At 67.0% G+C, this 14,417-nt stretch carries 14 protein-coding genes and 1 pseudogene; 10 read left to right on the plus strand and 5 right to left on the minus strand.

From position 1 onward, the window contains the following. Window positions 1-159: 159 nt before the first annotated feature. Both PV679_RS35010 and PV679_RS35015 read left to right on the plus strand, forming a co-directional pair. The gene (locus PV679_RS35010) at window positions 160-783 is read left to right on the plus strand and encodes a DUF6000 family protein (protein ID WP_319685273.1); all 624 of its coding nucleotides are present in this window, start codon (window positions 160-162) and stop codon (window positions 781-783) included. A 59-nt stretch (window positions 784-842) separates the two neighbouring features. Further along, complete coding sequence (locus PV679_RS35015; protein ID WP_319685275.1) at window positions 843-1,118, plus strand: hypothetical protein; 276 nt, start codon at window positions 843-845, stop codon at window positions 1,116-1,118. Between the two features lie 29 nt (window positions 1,119-1,147). Here PV679_RS35015 and PV679_RS35020 read toward each other — a convergent pair whose 3' ends face one another. The 4 genes and pseudogenes from PV679_RS35020 to PV679_RS35035 form a co-directional block, all read right to left on the minus strand. Further along, on the minus strand, window positions 1,148-1,576 hold the full coding sequence (locus tag PV679_RS35020; protein WP_319685277.1) for a hypothetical protein: 429 nt from the start codon (window positions 1,574-1,576) through the stop codon (window positions 1,148-1,150). 160 nt (window positions 1,577-1,736) lie between these two features. Then, window positions 1,737-2,101: pseudogene (locus PV679_RS35025) on the minus strand (transposase); the annotation flags it as partial. A gap of 209 nt (window positions 2,102-2,310) precedes the next feature. Further along, window positions 2,311-2,538 (minus strand): DUF397 domain-containing protein, encoded by a 228-nt coding sequence (locus PV679_RS35030; RefSeq protein ID WP_319685278.1) that lies wholly within the window; start codon window positions 2,536-2,538, stop codon window positions 2,311-2,313. Continuing rightward, the gene (locus PV679_RS35035; RefSeq protein WP_319685280.1) at window positions 2,535-3,509 is read right to left on the minus strand and encodes a DUF5753 domain-containing protein; all 975 of its coding nucleotides are present in this window, start codon (window positions 3,507-3,509) and stop codon (window positions 2,535-2,537) included. Before PV679_RS35035 ends, PV679_RS35030 begins: the two co-directional genes overlap by 4 nt. A 264-nt stretch (window positions 3,510-3,773) precedes the next feature. Here PV679_RS35035 and PV679_RS35040 point away from each other — a divergent pair, with 264 nt between their 5' ends. The 8 genes from PV679_RS35040 (at window position 3,774) to PV679_RS35075 (ending at window position 13,357) form a co-directional block, all read left to right on the plus strand. After that, a complete protein-coding gene (locus PV679_RS35040) occupies window positions 3,774-4,370 on the plus strand; it encodes an ATP-binding protein (protein ID WP_319685282.1) in 597 nt (198 codons plus the stop codon). Between the two features lie 258 nt (window positions 4,371-4,628). Then, window positions 4,629-5,399, plus strand: a complete 771-nt coding sequence (locus PV679_RS35045; protein ID WP_319685284.1) for a hypothetical protein — start codon at window positions 4,629-4,631, stop codon at window positions 5,397-5,399. A gap of 50 nt (window positions 5,400-5,449) precedes the next feature. Continuing rightward, window positions 5,450-7,024 (plus strand): glycoside hydrolase family 3 N-terminal domain-containing protein, encoded by a 1,575-nt coding sequence (locus tag PV679_RS35050; RefSeq protein ID WP_319685286.1) that lies wholly within the window; start codon window positions 5,450-5,452, stop codon window positions 7,022-7,024. Then, window positions 7,018-8,067: an Ldh family oxidoreductase gene (locus PV679_RS35055; protein WP_319685288.1), complete on the plus strand. Its 1,050-nt coding sequence runs from the start codon at window positions 7,018-7,020 to the stop codon at window positions 8,065-8,067. Before PV679_RS35050 ends, PV679_RS35055 begins: the two co-directional genes overlap by 7 nt. Beyond that, on the plus strand, window positions 8,064-9,659 hold the full coding sequence (locus tag PV679_RS35060) for a hypothetical protein (RefSeq protein ID WP_319685290.1): 1,596 nt from the start codon (window positions 8,064-8,066) through the stop codon (window positions 9,657-9,659). The genes PV679_RS35055 and PV679_RS35060 overlap by 4 nt, the downstream gene beginning before the upstream one ends. Continuing rightward, window positions 9,659-11,785 (plus strand): hypothetical protein, encoded by a 2,127-nt coding sequence (locus tag PV679_RS35065; protein ID WP_319685291.1) that lies wholly within the window; start codon window positions 9,659-9,661, stop codon window positions 11,783-11,785. The genes PV679_RS35060 and PV679_RS35065 overlap by 1 nt, the downstream gene beginning before the upstream one ends. 199 nt (window positions 11,786-11,984) lie before the next feature. Beyond that, on the plus strand, window positions 11,985-12,842 hold the full coding sequence (locus tag PV679_RS35070) for a sugar phosphate nucleotidyltransferase (protein WP_319685293.1): 858 nt from the start codon (window positions 11,985-11,987) through the stop codon (window positions 12,840-12,842). Then, window positions 12,839-13,357 (plus strand): NUDIX hydrolase, encoded by a 519-nt coding sequence (locus tag PV679_RS35075; protein ID WP_319685295.1) that lies wholly within the window; start codon window positions 12,839-12,841, stop codon window positions 13,355-13,357. Before PV679_RS35070 ends, PV679_RS35075 begins: the two co-directional genes overlap by 4 nt. Before the next feature lie 173 nt (window positions 13,358-13,530). On the opposite strand, the gene PV679_RS35080 is transcribed toward PV679_RS35075, so the two are convergent. Next, the gene (locus tag PV679_RS35080; RefSeq protein ID WP_319685297.1) at window positions 13,531-14,238 is read right to left on the minus strand and encodes an HAD family hydrolase; all 708 of its coding nucleotides are present in this window, start codon (window positions 14,236-14,238) and stop codon (window positions 13,531-13,533) included. Window positions 14,239-14,417: the final 179 nt, after the last annotated feature.

Genomic DNA, 14,417 nt, shown 5'->3' on the forward strand with positions numbered 1-14,417 from the left:
AGTACCGCTTCGTGTACTTGCTTGCCACCTGGTCACTGCTTCCTCTGGAACCACTCTGATCCCAGTCTCCAGGTGTCCACGATCAAGGGGAAGCTTCACTGATCCCAGTCTCCAGGTGTCCACGATCAAGGGGAAGCTTCACCCGGCAAAGATGCAGCCATGCGCTATGCCAACACCGACCCGGAGCTCATGGACCTGGTCCGACGATTCGTCACGCCCGGCCGGCGGTACCTGCGGTTGGGTGGAAGCTCGCTGCGGTTGAGCGGGCCTGAGCGCGACCTTTTCATGAGGGAGCTGGTCGAGGCTGCCGGGGAGATCACTCCCGCTGAGCTCGGCATCCTTTTCGAAGGCGGTTGGCGAGAGCGTAAAACTGCCTCCTGGCTGGTTGCCGTGGCTGGCAGGACCGAGTTCCGCAGCCGCATCGGCGAACTCTTGCTGTCCAGCGGAGGCCCCTACGGCGGGTCCTACTGCATCACTCTTGCCACTTTCGGCACCAGCGCGGACGCCGATCTGGTCTGCAGATACCTTGATCGCTACTTGCCTCAACCTGACCTCGTCTACGACCAGACCTTTGCTCTCAGCACACTGCTTTACCTCGATGCCGTCCTTGGGACCGAGCGAGCATCCCGATACCTTGCCGCCGGTGGCCTGTGGCAGCAGTGGACCGATGCCACGTCGAACATGGTGCGGGATCCGCAGGAGTACCAGCAGGTCGTAGACCAACTCTGTTCTTTCGCCAGCGAGTGCGCTGAACTCTTCGTCAGAATGAAAACCAGGCCCTGATCCTCCCGGCCTGACCGCTGGACGCCGACTGCTTCGGACCCCTCGGTAGAGTCTGGGCAATGACAGGAAACCGGGGCCGCTGGCCAAAGATCGACCAGGATGGTGGCATCGAGGACGTGACACTCCTCATCCTGGAATGGCTTGGTGAGCAGGGCGTGAATGCCATGATCAGGATTGACGCCGAGAGGGTGGCTGACAGCGCGCCGGCGTGGACGTTCGCAGCCAGCGGCGGTCCCTTGGAGCATGGCATGCGTGCTGATGGGAGGACGGTGCAGCAGTGCATGTCCACAGCCCTCTCCCAGCTGCGCGAGGCCGGGCTGTCGATTCCGTTTTGATCCTCGTCTTCGCTCGTCTCTGGCTTCGATCATGACGTTGGTCTCGGCGTCCCAGCAATTCCTCTGGACCGGCTGAAGCCCGGCATGCCGAGCTGGACCGCAGCCGACTGTCTCTCGGCTAGTGCGTCGACCTGGGCGAGCTTGTCTATGGCGCCAGCCAGGCTGACCCTGAGCCCTTCGACCTCCCCGAGCCAGCCTTCGCGCTCGGCCTCGGCGATGCGGGCGAGGAGGTTGTCGCGGATCTCCTCCAATCGGCCGCGCTGGGCCGGGTCCGGCCGAAGGAGCGAGCAACGAACACAAGCGTTGAACCACTCGTCCGGGATCGAGCGCGGAATCCGGCGCGGAACCGTGGGCCGGTAGCGGCCGGTCCGCTCTGGCGCCCAGGCGTCCATCGGGTTGTGGTGTGCGTGCGCGCGGCCGGAACGACGAGCCAGGTCCAGCGGGAACGGGTTGAGCAACGGCCCGGATCCGGCATTTGCCGGCGGGCTCCTTCACCAGTTCGGGATCGCACGCTGACCCCCAGGAACGATCGAGCAACTGCCAACGCGCCCGCCGCAGGACCTCCGTCTCACCAAGGCAATGTGGTCGTTTCAGATAACAGAACCTGCGTACGTATGCTTCGCTGGCGGTGTCGGATCCTGCGCTCCCGGGCCGCAGCAGGGCGGCCACCGAGTTTTCGTATCCGGCCGGGCCGTGGGCGACGAACGCAACGAGCGGGTGACGGCCGAAGGTTTTCTTCCAAGTCTCGGTGGCGTCCTGCTTCTCGGAGTGGGTGAGGACCAGTATTCGTCGACTCCCACGGTCACATTGCCGTCGGCGGCCGGACTGCCTTCACCAGCCAGCTCCCGTACAGGCGTCCGTACTTCGGCTCGTGCCGCGCGGATCGGGGTGAGCGCCTTCGGCCCGGCCGCGGCGAGAAGATCGACGAGACGGGAGACCGTTGGGCTGGACGCCACCGGTCCGAACACGGGCGCAAGACGCAGCGCGAACTTCATGCTAACGCCCGACACCACTCTCGGCGTCGACTGGGAACTCGCCCCCTTCGGGACCCCTAGCAGAAGTGCCGTAACCGTGGCACATGCTTGCCTCTTTGGAGAAGCGAGCAAGGTTGAGGCGCCCGCAGAGCAAGACGGCCCTCTCTCTTTGCCAGAGGAGGGCCGTTCGCCTACATAACTCTATCTCGGATGAACCTTTACGAGACGCTGTTGATGAGTCCTGTGAAGGACCTTGCCGTAACGAGTAGAGCAGGGCCTTCGGGATTTTTACTGTCGCGGATTGCGATGCTAGCGAACGAGGTGCGGGACAGGTCCGCGATCTCGACGCAGTTGTTTCCAGCACCGTCGGAGTACGAAGACTTGAACCACACAGCGCCAGCTGCGGTCAGCTCGGAGGCCGCAGGGGCGTTAGGAATCTTGGTCATGTAGTTATCTCTCGCGTGAGTTGTTCCAGAAATGCGGGCGTGTCCTCCGGCGGCAGCGCCGAAGCTGTGATGGTGTTCCACTTTCTTGTGAAGCGGTCGACCTCGCGGGGCTTGTCAGTGACCGACGTCGCGCTCCACGCGTTGTCGACCTGCACTGAGTTCGGCAGCTCGCCGTTCAGATGCAGGACACTGAAGTCGTGGCTTGGCAGGTATCCCCGAACTTTCGGCGGCAGGATCGGTAGCACCTGGACGGTTACGTTAGGAAGAGCAGCCAGCGTGGCGATCTCCTTATACTGGTCGCGCATCGTCTCCGTGTCGCCGATGAGGTTGCGTAGGGCCGGTTCCCACAGTACGGCCCTCAGAGTCAACGGGTCCTCCGGCCGGGTAAGGGCTTCCTTCCGCCGCATACGCAGTTCGACGTTCTTCTTGATGAACTCCGTCGTGGTTTCCTCGATGGGCTGCGACAGCCCATATAGCGTGCGCGCGTACGCCTCCGCCTGCAACAGTCCGAGCACGAGCGTCGGATGAAAAGCCAGTGTTTCTCGTGCCGCAGTCTCGATCCCTACGAAGCGAGGCATCCCAGAGGGCATCGTCGAGCGGAAGGGGGTCCACCAGTCCTGGTTCGACCCGGCGCGCTGGATCTCCAGCAACTCGTCCACGTGCCGATCGTCTGTCACGCCGTACAACGCCAAGAGCGCTCGGAGGCTCGCTGCCAGGCCCAGATCCTGAAGACCGGTCTCGACTCGTTGCAGCTTGGCAAAGTACAGCCCTTTGACCGCGCCAGAGGAAACGACCTCTTCCAACGTCATCTTGGCTCGCTCGCGAAGTTGCCGTAGCTCGTATCCAAGCTCGATGCGTCGCACCGTTGGCCTGGGCTTCTGTGCCATGCGATCGCCTCCCCTTCCCATGCGCCTGTGGATCATGCCCATGCTCTTGCGGATCACGCTGATGCGGGCAGCGTGGCGCGCCATGCTCCCACTGAAGCAGACGATGCGCATGCGTTGGCATGTGCCAATTTTGACTCACAAGAATATTCACCGTTGTATCCGTTGCGACGTAACTGTGGCACACGGCACGGTAGTGAAGCCACGGCGGAGCGTGACGACTGCTCAGGTCGCATCTCACCCTTTTGATTGCCGCGTTCTCTCCTGGCACCCACACCTTGCGGAGGACGAACAATGTCGATGGCCGCCAACACAACGCAGACGAGGCCCGGCGGAAGAGTGCCGGCAGAGATGGACCTCGGCATCGCCCATACGGCCCCGATCAGTGTGGAGTTGAACGACGAGAACGCCTTATGTGTCGGTGCATCGCTCGATGACGTCAGCCGCAAAGCAGGCAGGGAGGGAAGGAAGGCGACTGCGACGATGACAGCCCCTGCGCACACGCTGCCCCGCACTCACGATGCGATGGTGGCTCGCTTCACCATTAGTGCCCGAGGCGAGCATCAGGACATCCCTGCGCAGGACGCGCGGCGGGTCTCCGCGATGCGCCGGCTAGTCAGGGCGCGCTTGGAGTACTGCCGTCTCTCCATCCTGGCCAATGACGTCGAGCTGATTATCTCCGAGCTGGTCACGAACGCCGGTGCGCACAGCCAAGGCACTGCCATCACGATGACGCTCGCCCTCAACCACGGCTTCCTTCACCTCGAAGTAACGGACGAGACCGGTCGTCGCCCTGAGATCCAACAGCCGGCCGACGACGCGGAGAACGGCCGCGGCCTCATTCTCGTCCAGGCCATCACTGAGCAGTGCGGCGGCAAGTGGGGCACTGGACCGAACGGCACGAGCACCTGGTGCACCATCCCAGTCCCCGCCGAGGGAGACCAGTGAACACCACGATGACAGCCTCGAAGGCAAGGCCACAGCACGCCACGTCCTAGAGCGGACGCCTCCCTTCAACGTGAAGGAATTGAGGCTTGTCCTGGCGTGCATCACTACGTGGAACGCTCCCTGCTGACGCGACAGATCGTGAAGCCGCGAAAACCGTCACACGTGATGACGTGCAGGACTGACTGACGTACCACCGCATGCTCGTTGTTCTTCTCGCCCACGGCAGGCTCCGGCCGGCCCACAGCATCAGGAGGCGCAATGCAGGTTGGTCAGCACAATCCGAATAGGCACTTCGCCCGCACGAAGGTGGTGGGCATGGGCGCCAGCGCACCGGACGGCTCACATTTCCGGTTGCCCGTTCGATCGCCTCGTATCCTGGTCGACGGCCTGGACTTGTCCGGGAAGACCACCTTGGTCGATGCCCTGCTGGCCCTCCTCACCGAGCGAGGTGTGCCAGCCCTACGCCACCGGGGCATGCTTGCCGAGCATCACCCCTTGGAGAGGCTCCTCAAGCGCCTGCCCCTCTCCCAACAGTACGAATCAAGCGCGATCACCGCCGCCTATCTCGCCGGCGGCTTCGCGCTGGACGCGCTGCTGGTCCGGGTCGACCCGCCGCGCTGTGGCGGTGCTGTGCTCATCCAGGAAGGTTACGTGGACCGCACGATGGCCGTCGGGCTCGCCGGCGGCCCATATCTTTCCGCGGCCCTGGCGCTGTGGGCATCGCGGCATTTCACCGCCTTCGACGTCGCCGTCTACGTGCACGCCTCCCCCGCCGTGCGCCGCGCCCGGATGGAACGCCGTGAGCGCGTCGATATCGGCGATCGGCACAGCGTCGAAGACGAGAGCTTTGCTCACCGGTTCAACTCCGCTCTACTCCACCACCTCGGCCGCCGCCACCGCGCACTCCTGATCTTCGACACCGAGCAGCACAGCCCCGAGCAAATGGCCCGTCGGATCCTGGCCACCGCAGGACTCCTTCACCAAGAGAGGGACGCCGAGTTGGCCGGCCCCCACCCACAGACTTCGTAAACCCCGCCATCGTTCCGCAGCACGAGAGCTTAAGGAAGGAGCACCGAGGTATGTGTGGAACATCGACCTCATCGGCGCCGGATCTGCCGGACCTGATCGACCTGATCATCCGGCCTGGCCGAAGTTCCCTGGTTGACAGCGACTCTGAGGAGCTGCTGATCCGGGAAGTCGGTGCTGCGTCCGGACGAATCGGCAAGGACACGATCACCGATCCGTACCGGCTACGCGGAGCCCTGTACCGGGCCCAACAGGCGGAGCCGGGCCAACTGCTGGTGAGCGTGAACCAGGAGAGCGGCCGGCTCGACGCCCTCGACTGGCCGCAGGTCGCTCAACTTCCCGGGAGCCTGGCCCTTGGCGCCGCCGGAGAACCGGAGCTCGCCAAGATGGCGGGTTTGGCTGTTGCCGGCCAGCTCCGCGCGCTGGGGTTGACGTGGAATCTGGCCCCGGTGTGCGACCTGGCCGCGCGGCCAGCTGCTTCTGCGGTCGGCACGCGTGCCTTCGGCTCAGACCCGGAGAAGGTAGCGACGTTGGCGGCGGCGTATGTGCGCGGTCTGCAACGCGGCGGCGTGGCGGCGACCGCTAAGCACTTCCCCGGGCTGGGCGGGATCGCAGCGGACCCTCACGACACGGCTCCGGTCGCTGACCGGCTCACCCCGGGGGCGCTGTTGCCCTTCCAGGCGGCGGTGGAGGCCGGGGTGGCGTGTGTGATGGTCGGCAGCCACACTGTCCGGGCTCTCGACGATCGCCCCGCGCTGGCGTCCCAGCGGGTGATCAGGCTGCTGCGGGACCAACTCGGTTTCGAGGGCGTTGTCGTCAGCGAGAACCTGTCGATCCCCTCAGTGAACGAGCCATTCGGCGGCCTTGCCGAAGCTGCTGTGGCGGCCGTGGCAGCCGGGGTGGACCTCGTGATGCTGGACTCTGAAGTCTCCCGCGGCGGCCAAGATTTCACGCAGCGGGCGAGGGCGATACGGCGCCGCGCGGCCGTTGCCCAAGCGCTTGCCGGAGCTGTCTCTGGCGGCCGGATCGGACGCGGCCGGGTGGAGGAGTCCGCGAAGCGGGTCCTGGTGCTGCGTCGCCGCTTCGGTCTGTGCCCTGGCACTGCGCGGCCAGCGTGGGAGGAGGCAAACGCAGCCGCCGAGCGAGCTGCCGAGCGAATCGCGACGGCGTCGGTGGCGACGGTGCGAGGCTCTCATCTTCTGCCTCTCAACGCCACCGACGCGGTGGCGGCGGTGCGGGTGCCGGACACCCGGCAGCGGCGGGCCGACAGCGCCCGCCTAGCCCCCGACCTGCTGCCCGCCGCACTCGGCGCGCATCGACCCGTCCTGCCCGCCACCGCAGGCGCCGTGTTGCCCTACGGCGTCGGGGCGGTTGTGATCTACGGATACGACACCCGAACGGCGGACGGAGGCAGCGCGGCCTCGACGGAGGCGGCGCGCTGGGCGGGTCGGGGGCGGACGATTGTGCAGGTCGCACTTGGCGATCCGGACGACCTGGCCGGCTCCCCGGCTGATGTTCTGGTGGCCGCGTTCAGCCCGCATCGCTTTAGCACGGAGGCCGTGGCGGCCATGCTCCTGGGGCACGGGCACTCTTATGCCAGGGTCCCCGTCCGGGGTGCGACATGGTGACCGTGGTTCCGGCCGCCCAACTGGACGACTATCTGGTGCGCTTGTACCGGGCTGCCGGGATGACGCGGGCGGGGGCACGCACCGTCGCCGGCGCGCAGGTGGAGGCAGATCTTCGGGGTGTCTTCGGCCACGGCAGCAGGCTCGCCCCTGGCTACGCCGAGAAACTGCGCTGTGGACGTCTCAACCCCCGGCCGACGGTGCGAGCTGTCCAGTCCGGGGAGGGCTGCCTGGTCTTGGACGGGGATCTGGCCCCGGGGGCCTTGGCGGCCCGCTACGCAGTCGAAGCCGCCACCGACCGCGCCCACCGTACCGGCCTTGGCCTGGTCGCTGTACGCAACGCGGGCCACGCCGGGGCGCTCGGCGTTCCGGCCGCCCACCTGGCCCGGCTGGGGCTCGTCGGCGTGCTGGCCGCACAGACTTCCTCCCCGAGTGTCGCCGTGCTGGGCGGCCCCGGCACCGCGCTGCTCGGCAACTGTGCCCTGGCCGTCGCCGTCCCCGGCCCCGATGCCAAGCGACCGGTGCTGGTGGACCTCGCTGCTGGGGCGATGTCCTGGGGACGTCTCCACGAGCACGCCCGCGCCGGGCGGGAGCTGCCCGAGGGCTGCGCGCTCGACGAGAGGGGACGGGCGACCCGCGACGCGGCAGCGGCAACTGTGCTGCTGCCGTCCGGCGAGCGGGGCCAGGCGCTGGCGATCGTGCTGGAGCTGCTGGTCGGCGCGCTGACCGGAAGCTCGACGCTGCCCCGGGGCGCGGACGGCCGGGGGCTGCTGTGCCTGGCCATCGACCCGGACCGCCTGGGCACCGCCACCCGACTGTCAGGCGCTGTTGCCGAGTTCGCCCACGCCCTGGCCGAGCACAGCGCCCGGCTCCCTGGCGACCGCGCCTGGGCCCACCACGACCACGCACGCAACCACGGCATCGCCCTTAACCGCCATGACCTGGCCGCGCTGATCGCCGCCGGCCACCCGCACGTACGCGCACCGCGCTCATGGACTCAGACCACCGCGCGGCCGGGCATCAACCCTACGGAGGCACCACTGTGACCACGAACTCCGCCCCTCCTCACCACACCGCTCTGGAACAGCTTGTCGCTGCTGGGCCACTAGTGCTGCACCGCGGACCGGTGCGCGCCGAGGCCGCACGGGTATTACAGAGCTTTTTGGATGTCACCGACCCCTACCCAGTTGTCGCCGCTGCCCGGCACCTGTGCGACGGGCCGCTGGAACAGGCGCTCGCCGACGTCGCCGGCAGGCGGCTGCTCCACGAGCCGACCGGCCGCCGTATCCCACTACAGGAACTGCCCGCCCGGAACCTGCGCCGGCTCAGGGCGGTTCACCATCTCGACGCAGCGCAGGTTGAGGCGCTGCACTTCGCCCTGCGCTGCACCTTCGCCTACCCGGGCATCGTCGGTACGCCGGACGCCCCTCTCGCGCTCAAGACCGTGTTGCCTGAGGGCTTCCGGCCCGTGGCCAGCCCTCAGGAGATCGCCGCCACCCAGGCGATGGCCGGCCCCGACGGCCTGAACACCACCTACATGGTGTCCCAGATGAAGGGCGGGGTCTCCGTTGACTTCGGAATCGGCTGCCCGCTGATGTGCGCCTATTGCTACCGGCGCGAGGGCGACACCGTGGACAACTACCTGGGCTCGTGGGAGCCAAAGGGCTTTCTGTCGGCAGAAGAGGCGGTGGAACGGCTGCTGGCCCACCCCTGGTTCACACCGCACGTCACCCCGATCGGCCTACACATGTCCACGTCCGAGGCGTTCTTGCCCAAACTGTGGCCCAGAACCTGGCGCGCTCTGCAATTGCTCGACGGCCTGGGCCTGACCAACCGCACCTCGTGCATCACGAAGCACACCCTGTCTGACGAGCAGATCGAGTGCCTGGAGTCGCTGACCAACGTCGACCTGGACGTCAACGTCTGCTACGCCGCGATGCCCGAGGCGATCGAGCCGCCCAACCGCCAGCGCCGCCTCAACTTCCTGCGCCGCGTCCTCACCTCCGAAAAGATCAACGTGCTGGCCTACTACCGGCCAATCGCCGAGGGCCTCAACACCAGCGACGCCCACCTTCGCCACGTCTGGGAGACCTTCAAGGAGGCCGGCGCCCGCACCGTCGTCCTCGGCGGCCTCAAATTCGGCGACGACCACATCCACAGCTTCATGACCTACGGCCTGCCACTGCCCAGCGGTTCCTTCACTCCGGGAAAAAAGCTGCTGACAGGAGCCACCGAGCGGCGCATCATGCGCATGTTCGACGAGGTGTATGCCGATGTCCCCGTGAGCCGACGGCCCGCGGTCCTCAAGCGCTCCTCGTGCGGCCGCTCGGTCGAGCGCGGCAGCTGGATTCCTGACTACAACGGTCACTACGACCTGCCCGAGACGAACTGCCGCCTGCACTGCCCCGCCGCGCAGCACCAAACCTGTGCGACCGCCCAGGCGCCAGATGAGGAGACCGTCCGTCAGCTCCTCGCGCGCGTCAGCCGATCGGATGCCCGCCTTGACATCACCGCGTCCACCGTCGTCGTCCACACCGATCTCAGTCCGTTCGAGCGGACGTTCCTGCGCCAGAACTTGCTCTACCCCGTCCACACGGCCCGCCAGGCCGCCGACCTCGTCTCCGGAAGGCTCAGCTGATGACCGCCGCCGCATCCCGCACCTACCTGCCCCTGGCCCAATCCCCACTGCTCACCGAGCGGACAACCAGTGCCGACACCGACCTCGCAGTGCGCCTGGCCGAGCAGGCGGCGCTCGAACCAGCCACGGTCCGCTCCCTTCTCGCGGTCACCGATCCGGCGACTGCCGAGCGGATCACCATCGCGCTGGAGGCCCGCACCGACCTCCCCCCGTCCAGCCTCGCGCTTCTGGTGGCTCGCCGACCGCAGGCCAAGGACGCTACCGCCCGGCTCAGGAAACTCCTCTTCCCGACCGGCACTGGCGCATGCCATCGCTTCGCCCGCGCGATCGCCGCGCTCGCCCACCAGCCCGAGACGATCGACGGCCCCTACCTGAACAGCGCCCGCTTCGCCAAGTCTGCGGTCGCCGCCGACCCCGAGGCCCTTCAGGAACTCCTGGCTGCCGTCTTAACGGCGCCCATGCTGAACGGACCGACCGATGCGGCGCTCGCCACCCTGCTCGCCGCCCGCGCGGTAGCCCCGGCAAGTGCCTTCGACCAAGCCGCCTCAGCCGCCCGCGAGCGCACCCGGCGCCATCGGATCGGTGCCGAACTCACCGCCCGCCGCGACGAGACGATCTCTGCCATCTCCGCCCATACCGGCGGCCTCACCCTGGCCGCCACCCTTTGGTTCGACGCCCTGAAGAACGCGGCCGACACACCCGAGAACGCCGGCCGCGCCCTCGCCATCGCGCACCTGGCCGCGCCAACGCTTGCCGCCAGCGGCGACCTCGACTGCCACTGGCCCGCCGTCCAGGCCCGCTGGCGGCACGTCACCGCAGCCTCCCACACCAGCCGCGCACACCCTCCGGTCTGGGAAGAAGCCTGGACCGCGGCCACCGCCACAGCGGACGGCTCCACGTGGGATCCCAGCCAGCGCGCCCTAGTGGCCGGCTACGACCTCCTCGCCGACCACGTCCGCACCCACCACGAACACGGGACGTTGCCCACGCCGGACCAGTGCTGGGCCTCCGACCCGGCGGGCCGCGTACTGCTGCACACAGTCGCCGACCACCTCACCGGCCACCTCGGCCACAGCCCCCTCCCGCACTTCGACGACACCCTGCTCATCACATTTATCCGGGCACACGCCAAAAACCGCCGCGACAAAATCCCCGGCGCCCTCCACATCCACGGCCTGATCGCCGCTCTCAAAGCGGCCCGTTCCAAAACGCTACTGCTCACCCGCCCCACCGCGCCCGACCTCGGCATCGTCATCCCCATGCGCTCCGAGGTCCACCGCCTCGCCCCGCCCGCCCCTGACACCACCGGAGGGCAGGACGCGCTCACCACCAAGACCGATCAACTGGGCTGGCTCCTGGACGCCCGCCCAGAAGCCCGCGCCCACCTCCTGCTCGTCGACGAGGACCCCGACGGCTCCTCCGCTCACGCCGCCCGACAGGTCCTCGGTCACCACCCGCAGATCCGCTACACCGTGGCGACCCGCACCGACGACACCAGCACCAAAGGCGGAGCGGTGCTGTGGGGCTTGGCCCAGCTCCACGCTGCCGGCCACACCACCCTCGCCTACACCGACCTCGACCTCACCTACCCCCTCGACCAGCTCGGCCTCCACCTCGCCGCACTCGACCGCCCCAACGTCGGCGCCGCCATCGGATCACGCCGCCAACCCGACTCTCACGGCTACTACCCACCCTCCGGCCCCACTCCCGTCACCCTGCTCTACCAGCAAGCCGTCACCGAACTCCTCGCCCTCGACGTCACCGACCCCCAAGCCGGCTTCAAGGCTTTCACTCCGGCTGTCCTCGCCACCGCGCTGCCCCATGTCGCCGACCAAAGCCTCTCCTTCGACACCGAACTCCTCGCCGCCATCCAGCACACCAGTCACACTGTCGCTGAGGTCGGCGTCGCAGCCCTGCATCACTACGTCGACGGGCAAGTCGGCGCACCCCGCGACTATGACGCCATGCTGAACAGCGTTTACCAGCAGGCCCTGCGCCACGGACCCGACCCTGCCTCCCGGCCCACGCCATTCTGGGACCACATCCAGGAAACCGGCTCCCTCGCAGCCGCCGCCACCGCAAAAACCGCGCCCATCGCTCTCACCATGACCCACCTACCACGCTGACCAACGCTCGACACGCACCCCGAGCCGCCGACGCCCAATAGCGCTGGCGGCCCGCCGAGTTGAACCTTCAGCACGCGGAGTGTGCGCGTTCGCGGATTTCGCGGACGGTATGCGTAGACTGGCCTGCCTATCCAGGCCAGCCGGCCGCCGCCGACGCATCACGGCTGGAAGCCGGATCCGTCATCCGAAGGGGCAACGCGTGAGGGCCGTCATCGCCGTCGCTGGCATGGGAACCCGCTTCTTTCCCATCGCCAAGACGATCAACAAGTGCATGCTGCCGGTCCTGGATCAGCCCGTCCTGGCCTACGCGGTCGCCGACTGCGTGGCCGCCGGAGTACGCGAAATCGCGATCGTCACCGCCGCCGGCGAGAGTGGACGTCAGATCCGCCACTACTTCACCGAAGATCGCGGCATGAAGAACTACTTCGCTGCCCGCGGCTGGCAGAACAAATATGCGCCGATCGCGCGCCTCCACGACCAGGCCGACTTTACCTTCATCGAGCAGCCCCGGGATACCGGCCGGTACGGAACGGCCCTGCCCGCCATCCTCGCCGCCGACTTCATCGCCGACCAGGACTTCTTCCTCATCGCCGGCGACGATCTGCTTCTGCGCACCGACGGCGGATCCGATCTCGCCCACCTCGCTGCCGCCCGCACCGCTGCCACCGCCCCCGGTGCCATCGCCGCCGCCACGGTCCCCGGCACCGACGCCCACCGATACGGCATCCTCCGGCCCCGCCACGCCGCCAACGGCCACCAGATCCTCGACGACCTGCTGGAGAAGCCGACCGAGTACAGCGCATCGACGGCCTACATCAATATCAGCCGGGCCCTACTCCCCGCCGAAGCAATCGCGTATTTCGAAAAGCTTGCGCCCGCCCCCAACGGCGAGTACCAGGCCACCGACGCGATCACTGCGTTCGCCCGCGACCACGACACGCTGATCCACCCCGTCGTCGGCAGCTACTTCGACTGCGGCAACACAACCGGGTGGCTGGCCGCCAACAACGCCGCAGCTCATGCCCAGGGCCTTGCCGTTCCAGGACTCCCCTCTTGAATGAGGCAACCGAGCCCGCCCCCACCATCGCGGTCCGCGCCTGCGCCGCCATCGTCGAGGGCAACGAGATCTGTTTGATCCATCGATACCGCCCCGACGGCGACCAATACTCCCTCCCCGGCGGACTCCTCCACCCCAACGAAGAAGTTCCGAACGCACTGGCCCGCGAACTCAAGGAGGAACTCGACCTCAACGTGACCAGCCTTCCTGATCAGCCAAAACTGTGCTGGGTACAGGACCAGACAACTACGCGCCCCGGCAGCAACCGGCCCTTCCGCCGTATTCACCTCATCCACGTCGTGTCCATTCCGCGCGACGTCCGCCATACCATGGCAACCTGCGAACTGGACGCTGATGACCGCACCCGGGTGGTGTGGATCCCCGTCGCGAAGGCGACCGCTGTCCACCTCTATCCCGCCGCCGGGGAAGCGCTCCGCCAACTTGCCAATTTCGCTGCCCCACCCAGCCACATGATGCTCCCGCCCATCACCGACCAGACGTACGACTGGCGATGAGCGAACCCAAGCGCGGCCACCGAAGCGGAGGCAGCCACGAGGGCCCTCCCGGCCCGTTCCGACAGTTCAGCTCTACGTCGTCAAGCGTCTTACCCGCGAACCGAACGTCCTTCCGAGCCTCGGCGTGGTTCGGCAGTTCGCCCTTCCGCCTGGCGCGCACGTGCGGGGCCCGTTCAATGGCCGCCGACAGCGGTAATCAGACGCACGAGACGATCGGCGTCTTTGAGGTCACGCAGTACATGGTCGGCTCCCGCTCCCGCCAAATCTTGCGCCGAGGTGGTACCAGAAGCGATCCCAATGACTCTGGCGCCACCCTCGCGTCCCGTACGTACATCTTCAAGTGAGTCACCAACAATGACCGTGTTGGTCCAGGTGAATCGGTGTCCGTACGCTGCCTGAGCCCTTCCCTGTGCGATGCGTACCAGTGCAGGCCGATGTGAGTCGTCGGAGGCGTATCCGCCGATGGCTATCTCAACTTGGTCGGACAGGCCGAACGTGGACAGCTTGATCTCAGCGCTTCCCCTGAGGTTCCCAGTCACAACGGACGGTATGACCCATGGGGTTCGCCGCACAGTTGCGAGGGCGGTTACCGCACCAGGCATCAGGTATCCGTGTGCGCGCAAAGCATCACGGTGGCGATCGAGTTGGTCGGGCATACGAGCGACAATCCGCTGGGACAGGTGGTCGAGCTCTGCGTTGGGTATCCCGTTGACGGAGAGGAGTTCACGCACGGCCAGGGGCATGGTGATACCTGTTCCTTTGGCGGGGAGTGCCTCCGGGGCGCGGCCGATGATCTCCTGGAAGAGTTCCTGGTACACCATCCGGTCGATGCCGCCGGCGTAAAGCAGTGTGCGGTCGATATCCCACAAGACCAAGATCATGCTGCGATGCGCTCCGTGAGCAGTGCCTCGCCCCGTTCGAGTTCCGGACACCTGCCCGCAAACGCGCACCTGGCGCCTAACCTCGGGCTTTCGTGAGGGGTGCTGTCCGGCAGGTGGTCGAGAAAGCAGAAAGTGCCTCTGAGCTGCAACGATAGGACTTGCTGAGGGTCCTGTACGTG

This window comes from Streptomyces sp. AK02-01A, from assembly GCF_033795305.1.
Lineage (GTDB): Bacteria > Actinomycetota > Actinomycetes > Streptomycetales > Streptomycetaceae > Streptomyces.